Origin of the sequence: Gillisia sp. Hel_I_29, assembly GCF_000744275.1 — a bacterium.
Classification (GTDB): Bacteria; Bacteroidota; Bacteroidia; order Flavobacteriales; family Flavobacteriaceae; genus Gillisia.
Window position 1 is genome coordinate 174,523 of the sequence record NZ_JQLP01000001.1, and the last position, 25,904, is coordinate 200,426.

General features: G+C 37.2%; 28 protein-coding genes. 27 read left to right on the forward strand and 1 reads right to left on the reverse strand.

All coding sequences use genetic code 11. The features are described 5' to 3' along the window. Positions 1-40: 40 nt before the first annotated feature. From P163_RS00775 to P163_RS00895, 27 genes are all read left to right on the forward strand, one after another. Positions 41-2,428 carry a multicopper oxidase domain-containing protein gene (locus P163_RS00775; protein WP_031427478.1) on the forward strand — a complete coding sequence of 796 codons (2,388 nt, stop codon included), beginning with the start codon at positions 41-43 and terminating at the stop codon, positions 2,426-2,428. An 18-nt stretch (positions 2,429-2,446) separates the two neighbouring features. Beyond that, positions 2,447-2,641, forward strand: coding sequence for an SHOCT domain-containing protein (locus P163_RS00780; RefSeq protein WP_013073634.1), 195 nt, complete (start codon positions 2,447-2,449; stop codon positions 2,639-2,641). A 119-nt stretch (positions 2,642-2,760) separates the two neighbouring features. Further along, a complete protein-coding gene (locus tag P163_RS00785; RefSeq protein ID WP_013073633.1) occupies positions 2,761-3,348 on the forward strand; it encodes a DUF3347 domain-containing protein in 588 nt (195 codons plus the stop codon). Then, entirely contained in the window at positions 3,349-3,801 is a 453-nt protein-coding gene (locus P163_RS00790; protein WP_013073632.1) for a heme-binding domain-containing protein, read from the forward strand. It begins immediately after the preceding gene. Positions 3,802-3,824: 23 nt separating this feature from the next. Further along, positions 3,825-4,385: a DUF3347 domain-containing protein gene (locus tag P163_RS00795; protein WP_008610779.1), complete on the forward strand. Its 561-nt coding sequence runs from the start codon at positions 3,825-3,827 to the stop codon at positions 4,383-4,385. Positions 4,386-4,441: 56 nt separating this feature from the next. Next, complete coding sequence (locus P163_RS00800; RefSeq protein WP_008610780.1) at positions 4,442-4,873, forward strand: hypothetical protein; 432 nt, start codon at positions 4,442-4,444, stop codon at positions 4,871-4,873. Between the two features lie 410 nt (positions 4,874-5,283). Next, the gene (locus P163_RS18415; RefSeq protein ID WP_008610782.1) at positions 5,284-5,421 is read left to right on the forward strand and encodes a hypothetical protein; all 138 of its coding nucleotides are present in this window, start codon (positions 5,284-5,286) and stop codon (positions 5,419-5,421) included. A 16-nt stretch (positions 5,422-5,437) separates the two neighbouring features. After that, positions 5,438-6,112, forward strand: coding sequence for a DUF2231 domain-containing protein (locus tag P163_RS00805; protein ID WP_013073630.1), 675 nt, complete (start codon positions 5,438-5,440; stop codon positions 6,110-6,112). Positions 6,113-6,121: 9 nt separating this feature from the next. Further along, positions 6,122-7,648, forward strand: coding sequence for an FMN-binding glutamate synthase family protein (locus P163_RS00810; RefSeq protein WP_034886862.1), 1,527 nt, complete (start codon positions 6,122-6,124; stop codon positions 7,646-7,648). Continuing rightward, positions 7,641-8,189 (forward strand): YceI family protein, encoded by a 549-nt coding sequence (locus P163_RS00815; protein WP_013073628.1) that lies wholly within the window; start codon positions 7,641-7,643, stop codon positions 8,187-8,189. The genes P163_RS00810 and P163_RS00815 overlap by 8 nt, the downstream gene beginning before the upstream one ends. Before the next feature lie 29 nt (positions 8,190-8,218). Further along, positions 8,219-8,815, forward strand: coding sequence for a DUF4136 domain-containing protein (locus P163_RS00820; protein WP_013073627.1), 597 nt, complete (start codon positions 8,219-8,221; stop codon positions 8,813-8,815). 257 nt (positions 8,816-9,072) lie between these two features. After that, positions 9,073-9,630 (forward strand): potassium channel family protein, encoded by a 558-nt coding sequence (locus tag P163_RS00825; protein ID WP_013073626.1) that lies wholly within the window; start codon positions 9,073-9,075, stop codon positions 9,628-9,630. An 18-nt stretch (positions 9,631-9,648) separates the two neighbouring features. Further along, positions 9,649-10,131, forward strand: a complete 483-nt coding sequence (locus P163_RS00830) for a YybH family protein (RefSeq protein WP_013073625.1) — start codon at positions 9,649-9,651, stop codon at positions 10,129-10,131. Further along, positions 10,086-11,384, forward strand: a complete 1,299-nt coding sequence (locus tag P163_RS00835) for a hypothetical protein (protein ID WP_231556137.1) — start codon at positions 10,086-10,088, stop codon at positions 11,382-11,384. The genes P163_RS00830 and P163_RS00835 overlap by 46 nt, the downstream gene beginning before the upstream one ends. A 71-nt stretch (positions 11,385-11,455) precedes the next feature. Beyond that, on the forward strand, positions 11,456-11,998 hold the full coding sequence (locus tag P163_RS00840) for a hypothetical protein (protein ID WP_013073623.1): 543 nt from the start codon (positions 11,456-11,458) through the stop codon (positions 11,996-11,998). Between the two features lie 157 nt (positions 11,999-12,155). Then, positions 12,156-12,449: a hypothetical protein gene (locus P163_RS00845; protein ID WP_013073622.1), complete on the forward strand. Its 294-nt coding sequence runs from the start codon at positions 12,156-12,158 to the stop codon at positions 12,447-12,449. Positions 12,450-12,523: 74 nt separating this feature from the next. Then, the gene (locus tag P163_RS00850) at positions 12,524-13,879 is read left to right on the forward strand and encodes an APC family permease (RefSeq protein ID WP_013073621.1); all 1,356 of its coding nucleotides are present in this window, start codon (positions 12,524-12,526) and stop codon (positions 13,877-13,879) included. A 14-nt stretch (positions 13,880-13,893) separates the two neighbouring features. Beyond that, on the forward strand, positions 13,894-16,431 hold the full coding sequence (locus P163_RS00855; RefSeq protein WP_028376591.1) for a heavy metal translocating P-type ATPase: 2,538 nt from the start codon (positions 13,894-13,896) through the stop codon (positions 16,429-16,431). A 2-nt stretch (positions 16,432-16,433) separates the two neighbouring features. After that, complete coding sequence (locus P163_RS00860; protein ID WP_028376590.1) at positions 16,434-17,147, forward strand: PepSY domain-containing protein; 714 nt, start codon at positions 16,434-16,436, stop codon at positions 17,145-17,147. Positions 17,148-17,164: 17 nt separating this feature from the next. Further along, entirely contained in the window at positions 17,165-17,644 is a 480-nt protein-coding gene (locus P163_RS00865) for a DUF305 domain-containing protein (protein ID WP_013073618.1), read from the forward strand. A gap of 68 nt (positions 17,645-17,712) precedes the next feature. Continuing rightward, positions 17,713-19,497, forward strand: coding sequence for an efflux RND transporter periplasmic adaptor subunit (locus P163_RS00870; RefSeq protein WP_013073617.1), 1,785 nt, complete (start codon positions 17,713-17,715; stop codon positions 19,495-19,497). A 64-nt stretch (positions 19,498-19,561) separates the two neighbouring features. After that, positions 19,562-19,738 carry a hypothetical protein gene (locus P163_RS18515; protein WP_013073616.1) on the forward strand — a complete coding sequence of 59 codons (177 nt, stop codon included), beginning with the start codon at positions 19,562-19,564 and terminating at the stop codon, positions 19,736-19,738. A 12-nt stretch (positions 19,739-19,750) separates the two neighbouring features. Then, positions 19,751-20,317: a helix-turn-helix domain-containing protein gene (locus P163_RS00875; RefSeq protein ID WP_013073615.1), complete on the forward strand. Its 567-nt coding sequence runs from the start codon at positions 19,751-19,753 to the stop codon at positions 20,315-20,317. 143 nt (positions 20,318-20,460) lie between these two features. Next, on the forward strand, positions 20,461-20,781 hold the full coding sequence (locus P163_RS00880; protein ID WP_028376588.1) for a four-helix bundle copper-binding protein: 321 nt from the start codon (positions 20,461-20,463) through the stop codon (positions 20,779-20,781). Positions 20,782-21,027: 246 nt separating this feature from the next. Then, complete coding sequence (locus P163_RS00885; protein ID WP_031427480.1) at positions 21,028-23,286, forward strand: heavy metal translocating P-type ATPase; 2,259 nt, start codon at positions 21,028-21,030, stop codon at positions 23,284-23,286. A 23-nt stretch (positions 23,287-23,309) separates the two neighbouring features. Then, positions 23,310-23,522, forward strand: a complete 213-nt coding sequence (locus P163_RS00890) for a heavy-metal-associated domain-containing protein (RefSeq protein WP_028376586.1) — start codon at positions 23,310-23,312, stop codon at positions 23,520-23,522. A 14-nt stretch (positions 23,523-23,536) separates the two neighbouring features. Beyond that, complete coding sequence (locus P163_RS00895) at positions 23,537-24,322, forward strand: zinc-dependent peptidase (RefSeq protein ID WP_031427481.1); 786 nt, start codon at positions 23,537-23,539, stop codon at positions 24,320-24,322. Positions 24,323-24,434: 112 nt separating this feature from the next. On the opposite strand, the gene P163_RS00900 is transcribed toward P163_RS00895, so the two are convergent. Beyond that, positions 24,435-25,649, reverse strand: coding sequence for a site-specific integrase (locus P163_RS00900; RefSeq protein ID WP_031427482.1), 1,215 nt, complete (start codon positions 25,647-25,649; stop codon positions 24,435-24,437). Positions 25,650-25,904 lie beyond the last annotated feature (255 nt).

Below are 25,904 nucleotides of genomic sequence, written 5' to 3' on the forward strand. Positions count from 1 at the left end.
ACTTCTCATAATCAATATTAATTTTAAAAAAAGTAATCTTATGAAAAAAATAAGCTATGCATTTATTCTTTTGTTACTGTGTACCTATACAGCATCTGCACAGTCCGTGGAAGGTAATGTCGATAATCTACCCGTTCACGAATACACGTTGACCCTAAAGGAAGAAATGGTTAATAAAGCCGGTAAAGAAGTAAAAGGGATGACCGTCAACGGAGGTATTCCAGGGCCAACGCTCGAATTTACCGAAGGGGAGTACGCAGTAATCTATGTAAAAAATGAAATGAGCGTGGAGACATCCATCCATTGGCACGGCTTGTTGTTGCCCAATTTTTATGATGGGGTACCCTACCTTTCTACACCGCCCATAGAACCCGGTAAAACACTAAAATATGAATTCGCAATAAAGCAAAACGGCACCTATTGGTACCATTCCCATACAATGTTGCAGGAACAGAGCGGTGTTTACGGCTCAATTGTAATACAGCCCAAAGAAAAAACCTTGGAGTATGATAAAGAGCAGGTTTTGGTACTATCTGACTGGACCAACGAAAAACCGCGGGATGTACTTCGGTTTTTAAAGCGAGGTACAGAATGGTACAATATAAGAAAAGGAACAGCTACGCCGCTTAACCAAGTAATTGCAAGGGGCGCATTTGGGGCGCAATTAAATTTTTGGAGACAGCGTATGGAAAGTGCAGATGTGGCAGATGTGTATTACCCAGCGTTCTTAATTAATGGAGAAGAAAAAGTGGAGTACCCCGAGTTTAAACCTGGCGAAAAAGTGCGCCTTCGCATTATAGACGGCTCTGCTTCTACTTCGTTCTGGATGGCCTTTGGCGGCCCTGACCCTTTGCTTGTCTCGGCAGACGGTAAAGATGTAGTACCGGTTAAGCATAACAAGACATTTATAGGGGTCGCTGAAACCTATGATTTTATCGTAACCATACCGGAGAACGGCAAACTGGAATATAAAATTATGGCCCAAGACGGCTCTGGTACCGCAACGGCATACCTAGGCCAAGGACCTATTGTTGCTGCACCCGATGTATCCAAACCTGATAAAATAGGGATGATGCAACAAATGGCCAAAATGAAAATGAAAATGGGTGCACCCGCTTTAAAGTTCCGACCAGGCAAAGATGAGCGTTACGAGATGAAAGAAAAATGGGGAATGCAGATGGAAGGAATGAAAGATATGGATATGGGTACAATGAATATGGACAAGTCCAATATGAAGGGTATGGAAATGAAGAAGCATAAAATGGACGAAATGCAAATGGATATGAAAAAGGATTCAATGCAGATGGACCATTCCAAAATGGCAGGGATGGACACAAAAATGGATACCAAAATGAAAAAGGCCTCTCAAATGGATGATATGAAAATGGACGAAGCAGATGGAATGCAGGGAATGAATATGTTTTCAGAGTATAACTATGACTACTTGAAATCGCCGGAGAAGACCAATTATGACCCAGATGTTCCTGTAACGGATATCCTATTAAACCTTACCGGGAATATGCAGCGCTATATCTGGAGTTTGAATGGGGTTCCTCTATCTGAAGCAGATAAAATAAAAATCAAGGGAGACGAAGTAACTAGGATTACCTTCAATAACCTGACTATGATGCACCACCCAATGCACCTACACGGTCATTTTTTTAGGGTCATTAACGAAAATGGGGAATACTCACCCTTAAAACACACAGTCAATGTTCCACCAATGAAACAAGTTACCATTGAATTTTATGGTGATGAATATGGCGATTGGTTTTTCCATTGTCATATTCTATACCATATGATGGGAGGTATGGCGCGTATTGTAAGTTATGATACCCCTAGGGATCCAAGGTTGAAGGAATATCCCGTATCTAAACTTATTGACGAGACCGACCAGTTCTATTCCTACGGAATGATAGATGCCGCATCACATATGACCACTTTGAACCTTATATCTTCAAATATCCGAAACCAATTCAGTTTGAGGGGCGAATATGGTTGGAACAGGAATATGGAGGTTGAAGCTGCCTACGATAGATACCTCTATGATTATCTAACCGTTTTTGGCGGTGTAAATGTCGAGAACGAAATGGAGGATAGCCTTGAAGAAATAACAACAACAGCTATAGCAGGGATACGATACCTTACGCCCTACTTATTTACGTTGGATGTGAGGATGGATAGTAAGCTACGCCCGCAGATTAGCTTAAGCCGTGCTATTACCATTTTCCCTAGAACTATTGTTTTTGGGATGTACGAGTACCAAGCAGATTTTGGGTGGGTAGATGACCTGCCTCAAGGAGATAATTTCAAAAAAGAGATTACTTGGAGTACGGGTGTTGAATATCTTTTATCCAAAAATTTCTCATTGATGGGAAGTTATGATAACCGTTTTGGTGCAGGTGGAGGATTATCACTAAGATTTTAATGACTAAAAAATAAAACGATGGACTACAATTGGGATTTCTTAACCATTTTCGGTGTTATTATTCTAGGTGTTTTCATCTATGCAGGAGGAAAGAAAATAAAGCGGACTAAAAGTTCAAAGGCTATGGATGTCCTTGATGAAAGGTACGCTAAAGGAGAGATAACCAAAGAGGAGTATGAAGAAATTAAGCAGGCTATAGGCTCAAAGAAATAAAAAAAAGAAGCAATCCAAAAATCTGTTAAACATAGCACTATGTAAAAAAAAATTAAGCTGTGTAAACAGGTATAACAATAAATTAAAATCAAATATTAACTATTAAAATCGAAATTAAAATGAAAAAATTAAAAATGACCGTCGGTATTTTAGTAATGACCTTAACCCTTACGGCTATATCCTGTAAGGACGGAAAAAAAGATGAACCAGCTGCACCTATGAGCAATGAGATGTACCAAGAGTCTATGGATGACAAAGATGATATGGCAATGAGTGACAACCAAGACGCAAAAGCAGAAGCAATCCTGAAAGATTATTTCAACTTGAAAGATGCACTTGTAGGCGATGACAATGATAAGGCAAAAGAATTGGGAGCAACGCTTGCAAGTACTTTTGGAAATTTTGATGCATCCAGCTATTCAGATAGTGAGCAACAGGAACTCAAGGATATTATGGAAGATGCCACAGAACACGCAGAACATATTTCAGAAAGTGATATAGCACACCAGCGAGAACATTTTAAAATCATAAGTAAGGATGTAACAGATATGGTTGCTATAACCGGTACAGAAAACACCTTGTATCAACTATTCTGCCCAATGTATGATGGAGGTAGTAATTGGTTAAGTATGAGCAAGGACGTTAAGAATCCTTATTATGGAAGTAAAATGTTGACCTGTGGTGAAATGCAAAAGGAAATCAATTAAATGAAAATTTTAAAAATCATAGCAATAATAGCACTGGTAGGGTTTGTGGGGATTCAATTTATTCCCACGGAACGCAATCAAAGTTATACGGTTCCCGAAACTGATTTTATGTTGGTACATAATGTTCCTGAAACTATTCAGAAAAAATTACAGGTATCCTGCTATGATTGTCACAGTAACAATACGCAATATCCTTGGTATAATAAGATTCAACCCGCTGCTTGGTTTTTGGAAGACCACATTAAAGAAGGCAAGGCCGAACTTAATTTTAACGAATGGGATTCGCTTTCAAGCCGAAGAAAATCAAGTAAACTTCGATCAATTATCAAACAGATAGAAAGCGGAGAAATGCCTTTGGATTCTTACACTTTGATACATAAAGATGCTAAGTTTTCTGAAGCGGAGGCAGAAGAATTAATCAATTTTATCACACAATTAAAAGATAGTTTATAAACAATAATTTAAAAATAATAAAAATGAAAAATTTAAAAATGAGTATAGCAGTAATGCTATTGTTAGCAGTTTCTTTTACCAACGCCCAGGAAAAAGAAAAAATGAACCACAAGCACGGTGAAATGGAAATGGATCATAGTAAAATGAAAATGGACAAAATGAATCCAGCGGCAGAAACGGTTCTTGCCGATTATTTTATGTTGAAAGATGCTTTGGTAGGCGATGACACCAAGAAAGCGGCACAATCAGGTTCTAAATTGGTAGCCTCTCTTAAAAAATTCGATAAGAGTAGTTACTCAAAAGAACAACAAAAAGAGCTGGCCGATATCATAGAAGATGCTACCGAGCACGCAGAACATATTTCTGAAAGTGCGATAGACCACCAACGCGAGCACTTTAAAACGTTAAGTAAGGATATTACTGATATGGTAGCTATTACGGGTACAAAAAGCACGTTATATGAACAATTTTGCCCAATGTACGATAAAGGAAGTGCTTGGTTAAGTACAAGTAATGAAGTAAAAAACCCCTACTATGGCAGCAAAATGCTTAAATGTGGGAAAGTTCAAAAGACAATTCAGTAAAGTTGTAATCCTTTTGACCAAAATCAAGAGAATTAAGCAACCAACAATAATCAAAGATGAGGACTAAAATAATCAAACTCTTTTTGCGACTTGCAATATCAATCGGATTTTTATCGGCAGTAGCTGATAGATTTGGATTGTGGAACAAAGATGTTTCTGTGTGGGGGAATTGGGATAATTTTCTTAACTACACACAACAGATAAATCCTTGGATTCCGGACTCATTAATTTCAACAATCGGAATTATTGCAACCGCAGCTGAAATTATTTTTGCATTCTTCTTGATAATTGGATTTAAAACAGAATTGTTCGCAAAATGGAGTGGATTTTTACTGCTACTATTTGCGCTTTCAATGACATTTTCCACTGGAATAAAAGGAGCATTAGACTTTTCAGTCTTTACAGCTTCTGCTGGAGCTTTTGCGTTAAGCCTAATGAAAGAAAAGTATATGGAATTGGACAGCCTAATTGCAAAAGGAAATAATTGAGTGTAAATAAACAAAGTAAGAAACCGATAATATGGTAGTAGGAAGTTTAAATATGGCAAAATACAAAAGACTATTCAATAGGTAATCCCTTCCCTAAGCATCTTTTGTTGCTCTGGTTTATTAGTTAACAGAAGTAAATAAGATGTCTGGGATATCTTGGGTAGTCATTAAGTCCTGTCGTGGGAAGGAAAACAATGTTGATGGTTAGTGTTAATTCCTTCCCAGGTCAGGCAAAAATTTAAGTCCTAATAAGAGAGAGGGCACATACTTTTGGTTGGTTAGTGAAGCCCTTTCTCTTAATTAGGCACAAATAAAATAGTATGAAATGAGCCATACAAAAAAGTTGATAACAAGCGAAATGTTGATTGGCCAATTACATCTGATAATTAAAAATAAATAAATATCAACAGATGAAAGATTGTTGTAAAACCGGTAGCGAAACCAAACAAAAGAGAAGTGGCTTCAAAAAATGGTTCAATTATACCATTTATGCCATTATAGCCATTATTGTGATAGGTGTATTGATCTTGCAATTAACAGGTGATTAATTTAAAACTATATAAAATGAAATCTAAAAAAATAATTTTCACCGTATTGATGTTAGCCTTGTTTGGAGGTTTTTCGACGGTATTTGCTGATAGTAATTTTATTGTTTCTGAAACTAAAACCGACATCAAGGATGAGAAATCACTTTCTATTTTTGAAACAAGCAGTCCAATTTCTGTCTCACAAGACCATACTGAAGCCGGTTTGGACGATTTCCCTAATCTGCATCCATTAGTTGTACACTTCCCGATTGTACTGCTTTTATTGGCAGTTTTGTTACAGCTCATCCAGCTGTTCGTTTTAAATCGCACACTGGATTGGGTCATTTTACTAACAGTAGGATTCGGATTTATCGGAGCTTACGTAGCAGGTACACTGGTGCACCCACATACCGAAGGACTTACAGAAACCGCAAAAAAGGTCTTGGAACTGCACGACAAATATGCAGATTGGACTTTATGGGCAAGTGCTTTGGCAGCCCTATTAAAAATAGTAAGCCTCTTCTGGTACAAATTAAAGCGAGGTTTTGAAATTGGGGTATTTGTAGTTATGGCTTTTGCAGGATATTCAGTAGCACAGGCAGGACACTATGGTTCACAGCTCGTGCATATTGAAGGAGTTGGCCCACAGGGGAAATATCTTGGTAACGAAAACGAAGAAGGTCACGGAGAAAGTGATGAACATTCACATTAATACTGAAAAATGAGAAAAGGATTTATTATAACCGCTATATTTTTAGTTGCTGCATATATCGTTATGGTATTTTGGCATCCCCATTTGTGGTGGATTGGATTGATTATCCTTCCTTTACTCGTTCTCGGTCTTGTGGACTATTTTCAAGAATCAAATAATATTAGGAGAACCTACCCTTTGCTTGGTAGAATCACAAATCTTCTTGAGGAGCAACGCCACGTTATTCAGGAAACATTATTGCTCAACCGTACCGAAGGGCAACCCTTTACTTTAATTCAAAAGGAAATTGTCTATAAAAGAGCTGCCGATGCGCTTATAAATCAACCTTTTGGAACACAGATTCCGTATGACAAAGTGGGGCGCGAGTGGTTTACCCATTCCACATATCCTGCAAAACAAATCAATGACGACTTTAGAGTTCTTATAGGAAGTTCCCACTGCTTAAAACCTTACTCTGCCAGCATTCTCAACCTTGCGGGAATGAGTTTTGGTTCCATAAGCAAAAATGCTACCCTTGCTTTTAACGGTGGTGCGAAAATAGCAGGTTTTGCTCAAAACACCGGCGAAGGTGGCTTTACACCCTATCATCAAGAATACGGTGCAGATATTATCTTTCAGTTTGGAACAGGCTATTTTGGATGTCGTGATGCAGAAGGAAATTTTGACGCCAAAAAATTCGCCGATATCGCAACCAACGATGTAGTGAAAATGATTGAAATAAAAATATCGCAAGGTGCCAAACCTGGCTTTGGGGCAATTTTGCCGGCAAAGAAGAACACAAAGGAAATTGCCAAATTCAGGGATGTGGAGCAGGGAACGGAAATTCATTCCCCAGCCTTTCATTCGGCATTCGACAATGACGTTGAAATGCTACGCTTCATTAGAAAATTGAGAAAACTCTCTAAAGGAAAACCTGTGGGAATAAAGCTGTGCATTGGTCAACAAGATGAGTTTGAAAGAATGGTTCAAACCTTTGCCGAAAAGCAAAATTGCCCAGACTTTATAGCCATTGACGGTGCCGAAGGTGGCTCTGGTGCTGCCCATATGGAATCCTTACATTGGGCCGGTATGCCAATAATTGAAGCCATCCATTTCGCAAACGGCATTCTTAAAAAGTATGGGTTGCGAGATGAAATTAAAGTAATGGCAGCTGGTAAAATTATATCCGCTTTTGATATCTATAGAATGATGGCGCTCGGCGCAGATGCCTGTTATAGCGCAAGAGGGATGATGTTTGCCTTGGGCTGTGTGCAATCGCTAAAATGCAATTTGGATACCTGCCCTACGGGAATTACCACAATGGTGCCTTCCCGAGTTGCATCCATTGTTGTAAAAGATAAAAAAACCAAAGTTGCCAACTATCATAAAAATACCATCGAAGGTTTTAAGGAACTGCTAAAATCAATGGGTATTGAAAATAGAAAGGGTATCGACAAAAAGTATATTGTCCGCCGAATCAATGAGAATGAGACCAAGACATTTCAAGAGTTATACTCAAATGGATTGAATGGTCGAAAAATAAAAAGTAATGGGTAAAAACTTAATTTATTTGTTAATAATACTGTTGTTTTCAAGCAATGTATCTATAAAGGCCCAAAATTATATAGTAAAGGAAGGAACCGCATCCTTTAAGGCAAAAATGCCACTTAATTCCTATATCGGCAAATCTGATGATTTACAGGGCACCATAGGTTTTAAGGACGGCACGTTGACCTTTTCGGTTCCTGTAAAATCCATAAAGACAGATAATGAAAAACGGGATGGACATATGTATGATCTGGTAAAAGCGGAAAAAAAACCCAATGTTGTTTTTGAAGGAAAATTTATGGACGATTTTAATTTTGAAGAAAAAGCGACACAAACGCTCAACGCAAAGGGAGATTTCACCCTTGCCGGAGTTACTCGGGAAATAACCATTCCTATTGAGTTGAAACTTGTTTCAGAAGATACAATTCAATTAACAGCTTCTTGGTCTTTATTGATTACCGATTATAATTTGGAACGCCCAAGTTTGGTATTTATAAAAGTTAATGACAAGCACGACTTGAGTGTGGATGCAATACTTACGAAGAAATAAAATAGATTGTTGAATTAAATAAATGGATTATGAGAACATTAATAAAATTGGCAGTCTGCCTTTTAATAAGCATTACCGCAGTAAGTTGTTCGGTCACTTCTTCGGCCATCGTTACCGATTATGACCAAGAAGCACAGTTTGGAACCTACAAAACCTTTTACTGGTCCGATGATTTTCAAATGGACAGCGACAAGGAAAACGAACCGTTATTTTTCAACACATTGATAAAGAAACGGTTAAAAGGCGCCATTCAGGAACAAATGGAAAATAAAGGCTACGTCTTGAATAAGAGCAATCCTGATTTATTGGTAGATTCCCGTATCGTTGTACAGACAAGAGATATAAACACAGGTGGTGGCTACCCTTATTTTCCTTCTTATGGTCACGGTTATGGTCATTTCGGGTCTTACGGTTATGGATATTATGGCGGTTACCAATCATCTCAAGAACACAAAGAAGGTGGCGTTGTCATAGAACTTATAGATATGAAACGCCGTCAATTAGTCTGGCAAGGATTTGCGCCAGATGTGCTGCACGCAAATACCACCGACAAGCAAAAGGAAATTAAGGAGGCGGTGGCAAAAATATTTGCAAAATATCAATATGGGAATACTGTAAAAAACTGAGCTTAAAATGATATAAAAAGATATCAAGAAAAAAAGCCCTAATTAGGGAAGGGTCAATGTTGATGGTTGGTTTTAGTCCCCCCTTGTTAGGCACTAGAAATTTTGTGAAAGAAAATCTTATTGTAAATACTGGATTTTCAGGATGTATATTTTTATGGAGTGGCCACTAGAGTTTCATCTATCCTTTCAAGGCATCAATACTTATTTATTGGTGTTGCAATGATATAACTAATATTAATGTATTAAAAAAATCAATAGTGAAAGAAACTATAAATGATATATCAAACGGCAATGGGTTTTATGGACAGCTCTTTAAAAAAGTATTGCTTACCGCAACGGCGGTTATCGCTATATCACTGAGTTATATATTTTGGGCACAAGCAGATGATAATGGCCTATGGCGACCTATTTTAATTGTGGCTTTGGCTCTAATCAAGACCATTTTTATCGTTCGGCTTACGTTCATACAATTGGCTAAAATAATAGGCGAAAGCCATCAGCTTGCGCACGTCCTAACTTTATTTGCGGTGTTGATTGTTTTGATTGTTTTTTCATTCACGACTGATTATCACGCGTTATATATTTTGAATTCTGAAAATTTCAAAGAGAGTACTTCGCTCAATGGTTCATTCTTCTTGCAATTTTTTGAATTTATCTATTTCAGCTTGATAACTTTTTCCTCGGTTGGATATGGCGATATTGTACCAATTTCAATTGCGGGAAAAACGCTGGTAATGATGGAAATTTTCTTGAGCTTTTTGGTACTTGTCTTTGGCATTGCAAATATTAATAGAATACACGTTGATAATAAATAACCTTTAAAAACTAAAATTATGAAAACAATTAAAACAATTGCACTCGTAACAATTCTCATTGCTACTTTCAGCTTATCCAACGCACAGGAAACAAAAGCAAAGACGGATACGGAAGCGGTTATTGCTGTGATGAAAACCTACAAGGATGCCATTCAAAATTTGACAACTGAAGGCACGTTCAATTTATTTGCAGAAGATTCTGAAGTATTTGAATCCGGTGGAGTCGAAGGCACGTATGCACATTACATTGAGCATCATCTTGGACCAGAATTAGGCGAATTTAAAAGTTTTACCTTTTCTGATTATGAAATCGATGCCAAAGTAGATGCGCCCTATGCTTTTACTACTGAAACCTACATTTATACCATAGTGCTTAACCCAAATGAAAAAGGTGAAACACGAACGATTCGCAAAAAAGGCGTGGCAACGTCTATCCTAAAAAAGATGGGTGGCGAATGGAAAATCATCAAAACACATACCTCTTCAAGAAACACGAAATAACAGCAACAATGAGCAATTTTCCTCAAATAATCCATCAATATAAAACCGACTCGGAAAGTGTTTACAATACTTGGTTTGTTGACAATGACCAGAGATTGAAGGCGTTTAGAACCATCCGTAGAGGCGTTTTGCAGGTGATTGAGGACATTAAAAACAAAACCTTCCCAAACGATTTTAAGGAAAGCAGTCTGGAATTTGTGTTGGGCAGCATTGCAGAGCAAAAGCAAGTTTTTGCGGGTGTGGCGCATCCTTTTTATTGGAAGCCGAAACTGCGCATTCCTGATATCTATGAAAATCAGGACAATAAAATAGCTTTTGGTCAATTTTTGGAAAACTGTATTAATGCCAAAACGGAAGAACAGGTCGTAAGGGAAATCGTAAAGTTGGATGCACTCAAAGTAAAAGGCCTCGGCCCAGCGGTAGCAAGTATTTTATATTTTTTGCATCCCACTTGGTTTCCACCATTTAATACGGCCATACTAAATGGGTTTAATTTTCTGTTCAAGGATAAAAAGAAATTGGGAAGTTGGACGGAGTATCTGAAAATCAGGGAAATCTTGATAGAAACCAATACTAAAAACAAAACGGAACTGTCAAACGATTTAGGCGCAATTGCAGGATTGTGTTTCGAGATTGGCACCCAAAAAATGCTCATAGGTAACGACGAATATTTAAGTGAGGCCGAACGGGTCAAATTTGAAAAAAACATCGTAAAACGGCAAAGGGAAATTCAGGAAGAAAAGCAGGAAGAGAAACTTCACGACGAAATGCAATACCATTTATTGAAAATCGGCATTTCACTTGGTTTTGACGTTACACCTGCCAGCAACGATAAAAGTAAATCTTTTGGCGGTCAAAGTTTTTCGTTCATTTCAATGAAAACATTTCCAGCGCTTCCTTGCGATAAGGAAACCCAAACCACCATTAAACTCATTGATGTGCTTTGGTTTGAAAAGGGAACCAATAATATAGTAGCCGCTTTTGAGGTTGAAAAAAGCACCAGTATCTATTCAGGAATTTTAAGACTGTCCGATTTATATTTCAGCATTTCCGATGGCGATGAGGTTTTTTATATCATCATTCCAAACCATCGTGAAAAAGACGTCATACATCAATTGAATCGACCTGTAATCAAAAATTCCAAGATGCATATAAAGTATATTTTGTTTTCTGAATTGAGGATGCATTGCGATGCGATTTGCAAATTTGGTACAGACCTTACAATTATGGAAAAAATAGCAAAATCAGTTTGATTTGAAATTGGCAATTGCGGATTATGGTTATACTTACTTTATATAGAAAACAATTAGCAACAATAAACATTATGAAAACTAAACTATTGATGTTCGCAGTTCTTTTAATAACATATTTCGAGGTTTCGGCTCAAAAAATATATAGAACCGATGATGGCCATATTGAGATGATGACTTTGGTGGACGGTAAGACTATCAAGGCAGAAAGCCATAGTCTGGCACTATATCTTGATTACAATTCTAAAGTAGTAAATGGTGTTCTAGACCTTAAAACTTTAGTAACAGACCTTCCTGAATTAAATGCCATTATACAAGAAGGGGAAGCACCTGCAATTCTTCGGTTTACAGGTACTATTCCATCCGTTGATTTTTTATCAAAACGGCACGACCCTATCAATTTTAATTGGCTGGTTGATGTTTTATATCAAGGGGAAACCTATAAATCACAGTTTAAAGCAACCATTACCCATATAGAACAGGGCATAAATATGTCTTGTCTGATAAGTGCAACGGGACAGGTTTTGGTTTCAGATACGGGGTTAGATTCTTTAATGCAAGGTTTGGATAAAACAATAAATGTGCAATTTGCACAATTGGTGCTGAAATTGGAATAACTATGTGTTTTCTATATTCAAAAAGAATGATAAGAGTATTTATGATATTTAAAACAGGCCAAGAGAACATAAAATAAGTCCTGATGTGGGAAGGGAATGGAAAATTTTTCATTGTTGATTAGTTAAAACTCCTTCCCAAGTCGGGCACTATTATAATATGAAAAGCTACGATACACTTTCTGAAACTATGGCTCATTTACAGGCTAAAGGCTACACTGTTGATTTCAATTTGAAAGAGAAACATCTGGAATGTAATGCTCTAAAGTTGAAATTCCATCCAGAAGATTTTGAGGTGGACGAGATGCATCGTTTTGAAGGAATGAGTAGCACAGATGACAATAGTGTACTATATGCCATTTCTTCCAAAAATGGAATAAAAGGCTTATTGGTGGATGCTTATGGGGTTTACTCTGAAAATATTTCTGAGGCAATCCGAAAAAAATTAAGGTAATTTGAAACATATATATAACATATAAAAAGTGACCCGCAACCAATATTGTAATCAGATTAAATAGAAATTTCGAGATGAAACCATTAAAAATAAATACCCAAAAGCTCTCATTATTAGGCTCTGTATCTTTAGGTACAGGCGTAATGATTGGTGCAGGTATTTTTGTTTTAATGGGGCAGATAGCCGAATTAGTCGGCGATTTATTTCCTATTGCTTTTATCGCAGGCGCAGTTGTAGTAGGCTTTAGCTCCTATTCGTATGTTAAATTTTCAAACGCCTATCCTTCTTCTGGAGGTGTTGCTAAATTTTTGACAAAGGCCTATTTACCAGGTACACTTGCTGGTTCATTTTCTTTGCTGATGTATGTATCAATGGTTGTCTCAGAAAGTTTAGTGGCAGGTACTTTTGGGGCGTATGCGTTACGACTGTTTCCGCAAGGATATGAAGGTTATGCATCTGCATTGGGTGTATTGCTTATTGTTGCTGCATATATCATCAATATTTCGGGTAACAAGATTATTGAGACTACCGCTACCATTACTGCAATTATTAAAGTAGTGGGTATTGCAGTTCTTGCTATATCAGGATTGGTTATTTCTGGTTTACCCACAATCACAGGTACTTATAGTGCTGCCAATGGCCAATCCCTGCCTGAAGGTTTTGGATTTATTGCCGCATTGGCCTTGTCTATCCTTGCATACAAAGGATTTACGACCATTACCAATCAAGGTGGCGATATAAAAAATCCTCATAAAAATGTAGGGCGTTCCATAATTATATCAATAATCGTTTGTACGGTTATCTATGTTGTTTTGGCATTATCGGTTGCTGGCGGATTGAGTATTGAAGAAATTATAATAGCAAAAGATTATGCTCTCGCAGCAGCAGCAAAACCTCTATTTGGCGAATGGGGTTCAACGCTAACTATTTTACTAGCCATTGTTGCAACAGTTTCCGGTGTAATTGCCAGCGTATATTCTGCCTCGCGAATGTTGGGTATGTTAAGCAATATGAAACAAGTTCCTGATATGAACAGAATGAAGCAACTTAAAAATCCTTCGCTGATTTTTACTGTTTCTTTAGCGATACTTTTGACTGTTTTGTTCGATTTAACTCGCATAGCTTCCATTGGTGCTATTTTCTATTTGATAATGGACATTGCTATTCATTGGGGACTTTTTAAATATTTGAAAAAGGAAGTAAAATTCAACCCGATTATTCCAATAATTGCCATACTGTTGGATGTTGTTATTTTGGCAGCATTTATCTATTTAAAATATGTAAACGACCCATTTGTACTAATAGTTGCTGCAATTGGTATTGCCCTCATTTTTCTTTCTCAATTTATTTTTATGAAATCGCATACAGATAAAGACGGAAATATGAATATGGGAATGGAAAACAGTGAAAAAGAACAAATGAAAATGTAAAAATAACAGATACTATGAAACACACCTATAAAATACACGGAATGACCTGCAATGGTTGTCGAAATCACGTAGAAGGAACACTTTCCAAAGTGAAAGGTGTCTCAAAGGCTACTGTGAATTTAGCAAAAGCTGAAGCTACCATTGAAATGGAATCACATATTCCTATTGAGAAATTCCAAGATGCCCTTAAAAAAGAAGGTGGTACTTATTCTATCCACAAATCTGGAGAGCGACATCATCAAAACGATACCGCCGGAGTTGATGCTGAGCGTAGTCGAAGTACGAAAGCAAAAAATGAAAAACCTAAAGGTAAAGGAACTGGCACTTTTTACTGTCCGATGCATTGTGAGGGAGACAAAACATATGAAAAAACTGGAGACTGTCCTGTCTGCGGAATGGATTTAGTTGAAGAGCAAAATTTATCTGCAAAAACTTCTGAACAATGGACTTGCCCAATGCACCCGGAAATTGTAAAAGATGAACCTGGAGCCTGCCCAATCTGTGGGATGGACTTAGTCCCAATGGAAGCAGATAGTTCAGCCGAAGAAAAGACCTATAACAAATTACTCAAGAAATTCTGGATTGCAGTCGCCTTTACCTTACCTATTTTCTTAATCGCAATGAGCGATATGATTCCGAATAATCCGTTATATACGGTAATGAAGCAAAAAAACTGGAACTGGATTCAGCTTGCACTTTCAATTCCTGTGGTGTTTTATGCTACGTGGATGTTCTTTGAACGTGCCTATAAAAGCATCAAAACCTGGAACCTCAATATGTTTACCCTAATCGGCATTGGTGCTGGCGCAGCGTGGTTATTCAGCGTATTCGGTATGCTTTTTCCCGATTTTTTCCCGGCACAGTTCAAAACAGAATCTGGTGCCGTTCACGTATATTATGAAGTATCCACTATTATTTTGACCTTGGTGCTCTTGGGTCAGGTTTTGGAAGCACGTGCCCACGGCAAAACCAATTCAGCAATAAAGGAATTGCTAAAGCTCGCGCCAAACAAGGCCATACTAGTCAAAGATGGCAAGGAAGAAGAGGTTACGATTGATAGCATTAAATTGGGCGATATCCTACGGGTGAAACCAGGCGAAAAAATTCCAGTTGATGGCGTGATTTCCGAAGGTAGTACAACGGTCGATGAATCTATGATTACAGGCGAACCTATTCCCGTAAACAAAGCGGCAAATGACAAAGTTACCAGTGGCACCATCAACGGCAACCAATCTTTTTTGATGAAAGCCGAAAAGGTGGGTGCAGATACCCTACTGTCCCAAATTATCCAAATGGTCAATAATGCCAGTCGCAGTCGTGCACCAATCCAAAAATTGGCGGATACCGTCTCGGGATATTTTGTACCCATAGTTGTCCTTATTTCCATTATCACATTTGTGGTTTGGGCTATTTTTGGTCCGGAACCCGTCTATGTTTATGCCTTTGTAAATGCAATTGCAGTATTGATTATCGCCTGTCCCTGTGCCTTGGGCTTGGCAACACCAATGTCCATTATGGTCGGTGTTGGTAAGGGCGCACAAAATGGTGTGCTCATAAAAAATGCCGAAGCTTTGGAAAAAATGGACAAGGTGGATACACTTATTATCGATAAAACAGGAACCATAACAGAAGGCAAACCAACGGTTGAAAAAGTCGGAGCCTTCGGAACTAATTTTTCAGAAAAAGAAGTGCTTCAATACATCGTTTCCCTAAACAGCAAAAGCGAGCATCCGCTTGCCGAAGCAACTGTAAAATATGGTAAAGAAAAGAATGTTGAGTTTTTGAGCGCTGAAAAGTTTAGCGCAGTTACCGGAAAAGGTGTTGAAGGAAACATCAACGGGAAAAAAGTGGATTTAGGGAATTCCAAAATGATGGCATACGCCAAGGCTGAATTAACTTCGGAAATGGAAACCGAAGCACAAAGTTTTCAAAAGCAAGGAAAAACAGTTTCATACCTATCCATCGATTCAAAAGTTGTGGGATATGTTGTCATTGGCGACAAAATAAAGGCGACCAGCGCCAAAGCGATCAAAGCACTTCAAGACAAAGGTATCGCAGTAATAATGCTTACTGGCGACAATCACGATACTGCCCAAGCGGTCGCAAAAGAATTAAATCTTGCTGATTTTAAAGCAGGAATGTTGCCCGAAAACAAACTTCAGGAAGTAGAAAAATTACAGAACAGCGGAAAAGTTGTAGCAATGGCAGGCGACGGCATCAATGATGCGCCAGCCTTGGCAAAAAGTGATGTTGGTATCGCAATGGGAACAGGAACAGATGTTGCCATTGAAAGTGCAATGATAACCTTGGTAAAAGGCGATTTGCACGGTATTGTCAAGGCACGGGAATTGAGCGACGGTGTAATGCGTAACATCAAGCAAAACCTATTTTGGGCTTTAGGATATAACATTTTAGGAATCCCAATCGCAGCAGGTGTTTTGTTCCCTATTTTCGGGTTGTTATTATCACCAATGATAGCGGCTTTGGCAATGAGCTTTAGTTCAGTTTCCGTTATTATGAACGCTTTGCGGTTACGTTCGTTAAAACTTTAAAGATGGTGAAAAGGAAAACCGCACTAAAAATACGAAAGACCCACAGATATTTGGGGCTCTTTTTGGGGGTACAGTTCCTGTTTTGGACCATTAGCGGAATGTATTTCAGTTGGACAAACATAGACGACATTCACGGTGACCAATTCTGTAATTTAGATTACGTGCCCAAAGCCTTTGATGATTTAATAAGTCCTTCACAAATAAACAATCCTGAAGGCATTGGAAGTATCGAAATTAGGGACATCAACAACGAGCCTTATTACTGGATAAACAATCAAAAATTGTACAGTGCAAAAACTGGGAAAGCAAAAAAAAATATTACGGAAGAAGAGGCCTTGTCTGTTGCCAAAAACTATATGAAAGATGGTTTGAAAGTCGCCAACATCGAAAAAATAACCGAAGTGGACGACTATCACGAATATCGGGAAAAGCTATTGCCAGCCTATGTTATTTCATATGATACCGATGAAGCTCTTAATGCTTATGTTTCGGTAACAGACGGAAAATTCCAGACTGTAAGGCATCGAGCGTGGCGTTGGTTCGACTTTTTATGGATGACCCACACAATGGATTATGACACGCGCGACAATTTCAATACCATTGTATTAAGGGCGTTTTCGCTCTTGGGATTGATTACGGTGTTAAGCGGATTCCTGCTGTGGTACACCTCCTCGCCAACCATTAGAAAATTAAAAAAGAAAATAATTAAATCATAACCAAAAACTCTAAAACAATGAAAAATTCAAATCAACACACAAACAAAGGCAATTACACAAAATTTATTTTGATGCTTGTCGCATCTTTTATTGCAATGTACATCACGATGTATCTAAATAGTTATGCGTTAGACCACGTATATTTTAGTTTAACCAGATTCTATATGAGTTGTTTGGGTATTGCAGCAATGGCAGTAATAATGTGGTTTTTTATGCGGAAAATGTATCAAAACAAGAAAAAGAACATCGCTATTTTATTAGGTAGCTTGGTGCTATTTTTAGGCGCACTTGGTTTGGTTAGGGCACAAAGCCCAATCATTGGCGATATTCTGTGGATGAAAGCAATGATTCCCCATCACTCAATTGCAATTTTAACAAGTGAAAGAGCCGATATCAAAGACCCTGAAGTGCGCAAACTGGCTGATGATATTATCAAAGCACAACGTAAAGAAATTGGAGAAATGAAAGCAATGATAAAGCGTTTGCAAGCAGAATAATAATAATTACCAAAACCTAACTGGTCTTAAAATCTGTTGGGTTTTATAAAGAAATAAAAAAATATACTATGAAAAAATACATCATTTATACCGCAATTTTAGCCATAGGATTGGTCTTGGGCTATGTCTTTTTTGGCCCTTCTGCGGAAGGTTCCGTAAACAGCAAGAAAGTAACAGATTTGAGCGAAGACGTTAACCACTCCGAAGAACATCAAATGTGGACCTGTTCAATGCACCCACAGATTATGCAACCAGAACCTGGCGACTGCCCAATATGCGGTATGGATTTAATTCCCGCCGAAACTGGTGCGGAAGGGCTTGCAATGAACGAAATAAAAATGAGCGACAATGCAATGGCACTGGCGAATATCCAAACTACAATTGTAGGAAATATTTCAGGAACCGACGATAACAAAATAACACTTTCCGGAAAAATAATGGCCAACGAAGAAGCCAATGCGGTACAGGCAAGCTATTTTGAAGGACGTATTGAAAAGTTGAATGTCAATTTCACGGGCGAAGAAGTACGAAAAGGACAGTTGTTGGCAACGATTTATGCACCAACGCTCGTTGCTGCCCAACAAGAACTTTTAACTGCTTCTGACCTGAAAGAATCACAACCAGGTTTATACAAAGCAGTTCGAAACAAATTAAAATTGTGGAAACTTTCTGAAAGCCAAATAGACCAAATAGAAAGTTCTGGCAAGGTGCGGGAAAATTTTCCGATTTATGCAACTGTTTCAGGCACCGTTTCCCAAAAAATGGCAGAAGAAGGCGACTATGTAAAACAAGGCCAGCCCATTGTTAAAGTAAGTGATTTGGGTACTGTTTGGGCAATGTTTGACGCCTACGAAAGACAAATCTCGCAACTAAAGGAAGGTCAAAAGGTAACAATCACTAGTAACGCTTATCCCAATAAAGAATTTGAAGCATCAGTTTCATTTATCGACCCTACTTTGAATACAAAGTCCAGAACTGTTTCAGTGCGCGCCACATTGAACAATAAGGAAAATCTATTAAAACCAGGAATGTTCGTAACCGCAAAAGTGGCAATGACAAAAGGCAATACTATGGAAATTGCGATAAGCATACCTGCAACGGCAGTAATGTGGACAGGCGAGCGCTCATTGGTGTACGTAAAGACCAATCCCAATGAACCCGTTTTTGAAATGCAAGAAGTGACTTTGGGAACGAAAAATGGTGAGAACTATACCATTATCGAAGGGCTTTCTAACGGCGATGAAGTGGTAACCAACGGAACATTTACCGTAGATGCCGCTGCACAGTTACAAGGAAAAAAATCTATGATGAATGCATCAGGTGGTAAAACAATGACAGGTCACGAAGGGCATTTGGGAATGGAAAATTTAAACAACACAGTTGATGCCGCCAAGCGTATGGATGTAGCTTCCAAATTCCAAGAGCAGCTCAAAACAGTTTTTGATGATTATATTATGCTTAAAACAGCATTGACAAACGACCAAAGTGAAAAAGCAAAAACGGCCGCACAGACCTTACAGAAAAGTTTAACACAAGTTGACCTTGCTTTGCTAAAGGATAAAAATGCGAATAACCACTGGGCGCAACTTGAAAAAGAATTGAAGGCTTCCTCAAATGAAATTGCCCAGACATCCGATATTAAAACCCAGAGAAATCATTTTATCAGTCTTTCAGCACACCTCATAAATGCAATGAAAGCGTTTGGCATCAACCAAGAAATTTACATAGATTTTTGTCCAATGGCAAATAATAATGAAGGCGCATATTGGTTGAGCACGGAAAAAGAAATACAAAATCCCTACTACGGACAAGCAATGCTAAACTGTGGTGAAGTAACAGAAACCGTACAATAGTTTAAAACTATACTTAATTGGGTAGTTTAAATTAGTCATCTTGATTTTTTGAAGGAGAACGAGGATGAGTGAGAGTAGAAGAAATAGAAGAAAAAATGACAGAAAGAAACATCAGCCTAAAAGTGATATTCCAAAAAAAGATAAAATTATAGCTTTAGTTGTGATAGTATTGATTTTTGTAGTTGCTGCAACAGCTGCCGTTTATTATTCTCTATACAAATCTGGATTAAAATTATTTTGAAACAAGTACTATATGAATGAGACTATCCATATTAAAAATATGGTCTGCCCAAGATGTATCTCAGCAGTTTCCAATATTTTGGAACAACTTAAAATACTGTATGTTTCTATAAAATTGGGGGAGGTTAAATTAGTTTCATCGTTAAGTCCCAACACAAAAAATAGTCTTTCCAAAGCGCTTCAAAATTCAGGTTTTAGTTTGATTGACGACCGTAAAAGTCAACTTATTGAACAAATGAAAACATTGGTTGTAGATAAAATCCATCATTCTTCCGAGGAGCTCGATTTCAAATGGGCAGATATTGTTACAGGCGAACTTCACTTGGACTACAAATATTTAAGTTCACTTTTTTCGTCGGTAGAAAATATTACGTTCGAGCAGTACATCATAAACCAGAAAATTGAACGTGTTAAAGAACTTATAGTTTACGATGAATTAACCTTGAGTGAAATAGCATTTAAACTTCATTATAGTAGTGTTGCATACTTAAGCAATCAATTTAAAAAGGTTACAGGAATGACACCTACACAGTTTAAAAAAAGCACAAATCAGAATCGTAAATATTTGGATAAAATATGATGTTAAATTCTGTTAATCCGAAAATTTTACAAATCATTCGGCATATTTTATAACAAAAAACGATATTACATACATTAAATTGTCTTTAGTAATATCCGCTATAGTAGTGGACTATTTTTAACAATTTAAATTCTAATATATTTATGAAAAATTCAAAATTAATCGAAGCTTTAAACAATTGTGTAGCACATTGTAATTACTGTGCAGATGCTTGTCTTGGCGAAGAAAACGTCAAGATGATGGTAGATTGTATAAGAACTGATAGGGCTTGTGCTGCAATCTGTAGTGCAACAGCAAATTTGCTTGCGTCAAATTATAAAGATGTTAGAGGTATGGTAGAACAATGCCGTGATATCTGTAAAAAATGCGCTGATGTATGTGCCAAGCACGACCACAAACACTGTCAAGAATGTGCAGATGCCTGTAGAAAATGTGAGGAAGCTTGTAACGAATATTTAAAATAATACAACTTATCTCAATTCATTATAGTGAGGTGCAACAACCTCAAATTCCGAAAGGCTACAACTCACATTGTAGTCTTTTGTTTTATAAAAAATCGGGTATAAGTTATCTTGTTTGTATCGGAAACTTGGGAAAATTACATATTGGTGACCCTTAACAAGCAAATTCTACAATTCATTCAGCATATAACGTAATATATTAAAAACTTTAAATCCTAAAATTTGTGATGTATTAAGATGAATACGATTATGGAGACAATCAACATATTTGAAACCAAAGAAAAGAAGCAAAAACAGGGAATAAAAGAATCATTTCCTGTTACGGGAATGACCTGCGCATCGTGTGCAGCGAGCGTTGAATCTGTTTTAAAACACACAGAAGGAGTGTTTGATGCCAGCGTCAATTTCGCTAATAGTTCTGTTCTTGTGGAATACGACAAAGCGTTGAGTCCTAATCAACTTCAAAATGCACTTCGCGAGGTAGGCTATGATATTATTATAGATACAGAAAATCCTTCGGAAGTACAACAAGAACTTCAGCAAAAACATTATCAGGACATAAAAAGCCGTACTATCTGGTCGGCTATACTTACGCTACCCATTTTTGTATTAGGAATGTTTTTTATGCAATGGGAACCAGGTAAGTGGATTTCTTTGGTGTTAACTTTTCCAATTCTTTTTTGGTTCGGTCGTAGCTTTTTCATCAATGCTTTCAAGCAAGCCAAACACGGTAAAGCAAATATGGATACCTTGGTAGCTTTGAGCACAGGAATCGCTTTTATCTTTAGTGTATTCAATACCTTTTTTCCAGAATCTTGGTTGAGTCGTGGTATTGAACCTCACGTTTATTATGAAGCGGCTACGGTAATTATAACCTTTATTTCCTTGGGGAAACTATTGGAAGAAAAGGCAAAATCCAATACGTCTTCAGCCATCAAAAAATTAATGGGTCTTCAGCCTAAAACCCTTAAAATCATTGAGAATGGAGAAGAAAAGGAAATTCCTATTTCATCCGTGCAAGTTGGCCAGACCATTTTGGTGCGTCCCGGAGAAAAGATTCCTGTGGATGGAGAAGTTTCCAAGGGAAGCTCGTATGTAGATGAAAGTATGATTACGGGAGAACCTGTTCCAGTAGAAAAATCAACTGATGAAAAAGTATTTGCAGGCACGGTAAATCAAAAAGGGAGCTTTCAATTTACTGCCGAAAAAGTAGGTGGAGAAACCTTACTATCACAAATCATTAAAATGGTTCAGGAAGCTCAAGGAAGCAAGGCGCCTGTTCAGAAACTGGTCGATAAAATTGCTGGAATATTTGTTCCCGTTGTGTTGGCTATTTCCATTATTACCTTTATTGTATGGATATCAATTGGAGGCGATAATGGTTTTTCACAAGCCTTATTAACTTCTGTAGCCGTGTTGGTTATCGCTTGTCCTTGCGCATTGGGATTGGCCACACCTACTGCCATTATGGTGGGTATCGGTAAAGGCGCTGAAAATAATATTTTGATAAAGGATGCCGAAAGTTTAGAGCTTGGCCATAAAGTGAATGCAGTAATCCTTGATAAAACGGGTACGATTACTGAAGGAAAACCTTTGGTAACCGACATACTTTGGAAGGACAAGCTTGAAAATCAGAACGATTACAAGGAAATTCTTTTGGCTATCGAAGCACAGTCAGAACATCCCTTGGCAGGGGCTGTAGTCAACCACTTAAAAGATGAAAATGTTGAACAAACTGAAATGGCTTCCTTCGAAAGTATCACAGGAAAGGGGGTAAAAGCTCAAACAGAAAATGGTTCAAAATACTATGTTGGAAACCATAAGCTAATGGTTGAAAAGAATATTCAAATCGACGCTTCCTTAATGCAAACGGCAGAAAGTCTCGAAGAGCAGGCTAAAACGGTCATTTTCTTTGGCAATGAAAAACAAGTGCTGGCGATACTCGCCATTGCTGACAAGATTAAAGAAACTTCAAAAAAAGCTATAGAAACACTTCAAGACAGAGGCATCGAAGTCTATATGCTTACTGGAGATAACAATAAAACCGCATCTGCTGTCGCAAAACAAGTAGGAATAACAAATTACCAAGGAGAAGTGATGCCTTCACAGAAAGCAGCTTTTGTTGAAAAATTGCAAGCTGATGGAAAGATAGTCGCAATGGTGGGCGATGGTATCAACGATTCGCACGCTTTGGCACAGGCCAATGTAAGTATAGCAATGGGTAAAGGGTCTGATATAGCAATGGACGTCGCGAAAATGACATTGATAACGTCAGATTTGCAATCTATTCCCAAAGCTTTGGAACTATCGAAAAGAACCGTGTTGGGCATACGTCAGAATCTATTTTGGGCATTCATTTATAATCTTATTGGTATTCCAATTGCAGCAGGCGTTTTGTATCCCGTAAATGGATTTTTATTGGACCCAATGATTGCGGGAATGGCAATGGCTTTCAGTAGCGTATCTGTAGTTCTAAATAGTTTAAGGCTTAAAGGAGTAAAACTTTAATATTAATTATAAATTCAAATACAATGAAAACTTTAAAATTTAAAACAAATATCAATTGTGGTGGTTGTGTATCAAAAGTGACCCCTTTTTTAAACAAGCAAGAAGGTGTCGAAAGTTGGGAAGTGGATACCGCTAATCCTGATAAAATTTTAACCATAGAAAGCGATGGTGCTTCAGAAGAAGATGTAAAGGCTACCTTGCAAAAGGTAGGCTTTAAAGCGGAACCTGTAGATTAATACCTCGCTATAATATGGTTTATATTTTAATTTTGGTTGTGATTCTTCTGTTTGCTATTCATTTTTATCGAAAAGAGAAACGGCATAGCGTAAAGCCATTTCCAGAGCATTGGCACAAATTATTAATGGAGAATGTTCTTTATTATAAAAATCTTTCAAAAGGCAGGCAACTTGTTTTTCAACAAAAAATGATGCAGTTTTTAAGTGAGGTTTATATAGATGGCGTGCAGTTTGAATTGGAAGAATTAGACAAAATTTTAATTGCAGCAAGTGCGGTAATTCCTGTTTTCGGCTTTAAAGAATGGCATTACACTAATTTAAGTGGAATCCTCTTATACCCAGATAATTTTAATGAAGATATGCAATTTAGCAGTAAGGATAACTCGCGCAATATTGGTGGGATAGTCGGGAACGGACGTTTTGAGAAACAAATGATTTTATCTAAAAAAGCATTGTATCACGGTTTTAGAAACACAACAGATAAAAGCAATACAGGCATACACGAATTTGTACACCTTATTGATAAGCTGGATGATAGAACAGATGGCGTTCCAGAGCGATTATTAGAACATCAATATGCAATACCTTGGCTGAATTTAATTCATAAGGAAATAGAAGCCATAAACGACAACCATTCTGATATCAGAAAATATGGTGGTACAAACCAAGCAGAATTCTTTGCAGTAGCTTCAGAATATTTCTTCGAGCGCCCAGATTTGCTCAAAAAGAAACATCCAGAACTTTATAAAATGTTAGTTAAATGCTTCAATCAAAAATTAGCAAATCCAATTAAAAATTAGTTTCTATTTAGGAGAGATTAAATCTGTAATTGAAAATCGTAAAGAGCGGATATTTTGAATATGCTAAACTACTTATAGCAATAAAATATCCGCTCTTCAATTATTTATTTCCTCAAAAGTTTATAACACTATCCAATGCATCATCTGCCTCTTTATGGATGAAATTGGCTTGATAGTTCAAGGTGGTTTTCAAATCACTATGGCGATATAATTTCTGTAGCATCAACGGATGAATGGCATCCCCAGCAATATTTCCAAAACTATGCCGTGCTATGTGCATCGTTATTTTCTTATTTATTTTAGCCTTTTTAGAGATTGATTTTAGATTGTCATTAAACCTCTTTGTAGCAGTTTTTCTCTTGTTATATAAATCTTTCGCATTTTCAGGGTCTGCCTTTTTCAATTCAGGGAAAACAAAATCATCATCACTTCTTTTATCATCTTTATATTGGTCTAAAATCTTTAGTACTTTTTCAGGAATTTTTAATGATAGAAGTTTTGCGTTTTTATGCATTCTATAATGCAGCCTGTTATCATAAATATCTGACCATTTGGTTCGTAGAACATCAGAAACCCTCATACCAGCAAAATTGAAACTAAAAAGCCAAACATTTCTAGTATGTATTTCAGAAGGTTTGAGATTTATCAAATTTTCAATTTGTTGAATCTCTAAAATATTTAGTCCGACTTTGGTAGTTTCAGGAAATTTGATTTTTATTTTATCGCCACCGAAGGGATATAATTCTCTGCTTACAATTTTGTATTTAATTGCTCTGTTAAATAATAGCCTTACAAATACCAAAATGTTCATTATTGAGGTTTCAGACAGGGAGTACTTAACTTTTAAAGTTAACATCAGTTTTTTAAGAAAACGTTCATCAATTTCTTGAAAAGACAATTGTTTCGAATTGTGATATTTTATAATAAAGCTCAACCACGCTTTATCAGTAGATAAACGATTTAGCTTTTCTGTACTTTCTAAATCGTCAAGATGTTCTTGTGCTAATTCAAAGAATGAAGCATTGATACCGGAGGAATATATTTCCTTCTTAATTTGATTGGCAGAAGCATCTTTTTGTTCGGATTGAAGCGTAATAAGAGCATTGTTTAATTCAGAAAGTTTCAAGGATAACAAATTGTTCAAGGTTTTGAAATTTATGTGTGATTTCTTAACCCGAATATTCTTTTCATCCCAATCTTCCAATTCAATGTAGTGACCTATATATTGGTATGTTGAGCGACGATTTTTTGTAATACGTATGGCAAGAGGATACAAGCCTTCTTTATTAGGCTTTTTGCGAAGAACTATTTTAGCGTTTGATGACATAATTGACCTAGTTTTGCGTACGAAAGCCAAATCAGGTACAACATAGGTACAACATTCAATTTTGAATGTTTAGTTTACCAAGAAGTTTCCCTAAAGATACAAATTTATTAGTTTCTCTGGGTACAACATAGGTACAACAAATGTTGAAATCAATTGATATTAGATGATATCAAAGAAAATGACATATTATATAATCAATTGAAAATGAGTGGCTTTGGTGCTGTTTGGGCAAATGTACGCTAGACTTAGGATCTA

What these genes read in the sequence shown, in the direction of transcription:
- P163_RS00805 (WP_013073630.1), top strand. Translation starts at nt 5,438, where the DNA reads ATGAAATCTAAAAAAATAATTTTCACCGTATTGATGTTAGCCTTGTTT.
- P163_RS00900 (WP_031427482.1), bottom strand. Translation starts at nt 25,649, where the DNA reads ATGTCATCAAACGCTAAAATAGTTCTTCGCAAAAAGCCTAATAAAGAA.
- P163_RS00860 (WP_028376590.1), top strand. Translation starts at nt 16,434, where the DNA reads ATGGTGAAAAGGAAAACCGCACTAAAAATACGAAAGACCCACAGATAT.
- P163_RS00790 (WP_013073632.1), top strand. Translation starts at nt 3,349, where the DNA reads ATGAAAATTTTAAAAATCATAGCAATAATAGCACTGGTAGGGTTTGTG.
- P163_RS00895 (WP_031427481.1), top strand. Translation starts at nt 23,537, where the DNA reads ATGGTTTATATTTTAATTTTGGTTGTGATTCTTCTGTTTGCTATTCAT.
- P163_RS00795 (WP_008610779.1), top strand. Translation starts at nt 3,825, where the DNA reads ATGAAAAATTTAAAAATGAGTATAGCAGTAATGCTATTGTTAGCAGTT.
- P163_RS00875 (WP_013073615.1), top strand. Translation starts at nt 19,751, where the DNA reads ATGAATGAGACTATCCATATTAAAAATATGGTCTGCCCAAGATGTATC.
- P163_RS00775 (WP_031427478.1), top strand. Translation starts at nt 41, where the DNA reads ATGAAAAAAATAAGCTATGCATTTATTCTTTTGTTACTGTGTACCTAT.
- P163_RS18515 (WP_013073616.1), top strand. Translation starts at nt 19,562, where the DNA reads ATGAGTGAGAGTAGAAGAAATAGAAGAAAAAATGACAGAAAGAAACAT.
- P163_RS00850 (WP_013073621.1), top strand. Translation starts at nt 12,524, where the DNA reads ATGAAACCATTAAAAATAAATACCCAAAAGCTCTCATTATTAGGCTCT.
- P163_RS00840 (WP_013073623.1), top strand. Translation starts at nt 11,456, where the DNA reads ATGAAAACTAAACTATTGATGTTCGCAGTTCTTTTAATAACATATTTC.
- P163_RS00865 (WP_013073618.1), top strand. Translation starts at nt 17,165, where the DNA reads ATGAAAAATTCAAATCAACACACAAACAAAGGCAATTACACAAAATTT.
- P163_RS00835 (WP_231556137.1), top strand. Translation starts at nt 10,086, where the DNA reads ATGGAAAATCATCAAAACACATACCTCTTCAAGAAACACGAAATAACA.
- P163_RS00885 (WP_031427480.1), top strand. Translation starts at nt 21,028, where the DNA reads ATGGAGACAATCAACATATTTGAAACCAAAGAAAAGAAGCAAAAACAG.
- P163_RS00880 (WP_028376588.1), top strand. Translation starts at nt 20,461, where the DNA reads ATGAAAAATTCAAAATTAATCGAAGCTTTAAACAATTGTGTAGCACAT.
- P163_RS18415 (WP_008610782.1), top strand. Translation starts at nt 5,284, where the DNA reads ATGAAAGATTGTTGTAAAACCGGTAGCGAAACCAAACAAAAGAGAAGT.
- P163_RS00820 (WP_013073627.1), top strand. Translation starts at nt 8,219, where the DNA reads ATGAGAACATTAATAAAATTGGCAGTCTGCCTTTTAATAAGCATTACC.
- P163_RS00870 (WP_013073617.1), top strand. Translation starts at nt 17,713, where the DNA reads ATGAAAAAATACATCATTTATACCGCAATTTTAGCCATAGGATTGGTC.
- P163_RS00785 (WP_013073633.1), top strand. Translation starts at nt 2,761, where the DNA reads ATGAAAAAATTAAAAATGACCGTCGGTATTTTAGTAATGACCTTAACC.
- P163_RS00845 (WP_013073622.1), top strand. Translation starts at nt 12,156, where the DNA reads ATGAAAAGCTACGATACACTTTCTGAAACTATGGCTCATTTACAGGCT.
- P163_RS00815 (WP_013073628.1), top strand. Translation starts at nt 7,641, where the DNA reads ATGGGTAAAAACTTAATTTATTTGTTAATAATACTGTTGTTTTCAAGC.
- P163_RS00855 (WP_028376591.1), top strand. Translation starts at nt 13,894, where the DNA reads ATGAAACACACCTATAAAATACACGGAATGACCTGCAATGGTTGTCGA.
- P163_RS00830 (WP_013073625.1), top strand. Translation starts at nt 9,649, where the DNA reads ATGAAAACAATTAAAACAATTGCACTCGTAACAATTCTCATTGCTACT.
- P163_RS00890 (WP_028376586.1), top strand. Translation starts at nt 23,310, where the DNA reads ATGAAAACTTTAAAATTTAAAACAAATATCAATTGTGGTGGTTGTGTA.
- P163_RS00810 (WP_034886862.1), top strand. Translation starts at nt 6,122, where the DNA reads ATGAGAAAAGGATTTATTATAACCGCTATATTTTTAGTTGCTGCATAT.
- P163_RS00780 (WP_013073634.1), top strand. Translation starts at nt 2,447, where the DNA reads ATGGACTACAATTGGGATTTCTTAACCATTTTCGGTGTTATTATTCTA.
- P163_RS00800 (WP_008610780.1), top strand. Translation starts at nt 4,442, where the DNA reads ATGAGGACTAAAATAATCAAACTCTTTTTGCGACTTGCAATATCAATC.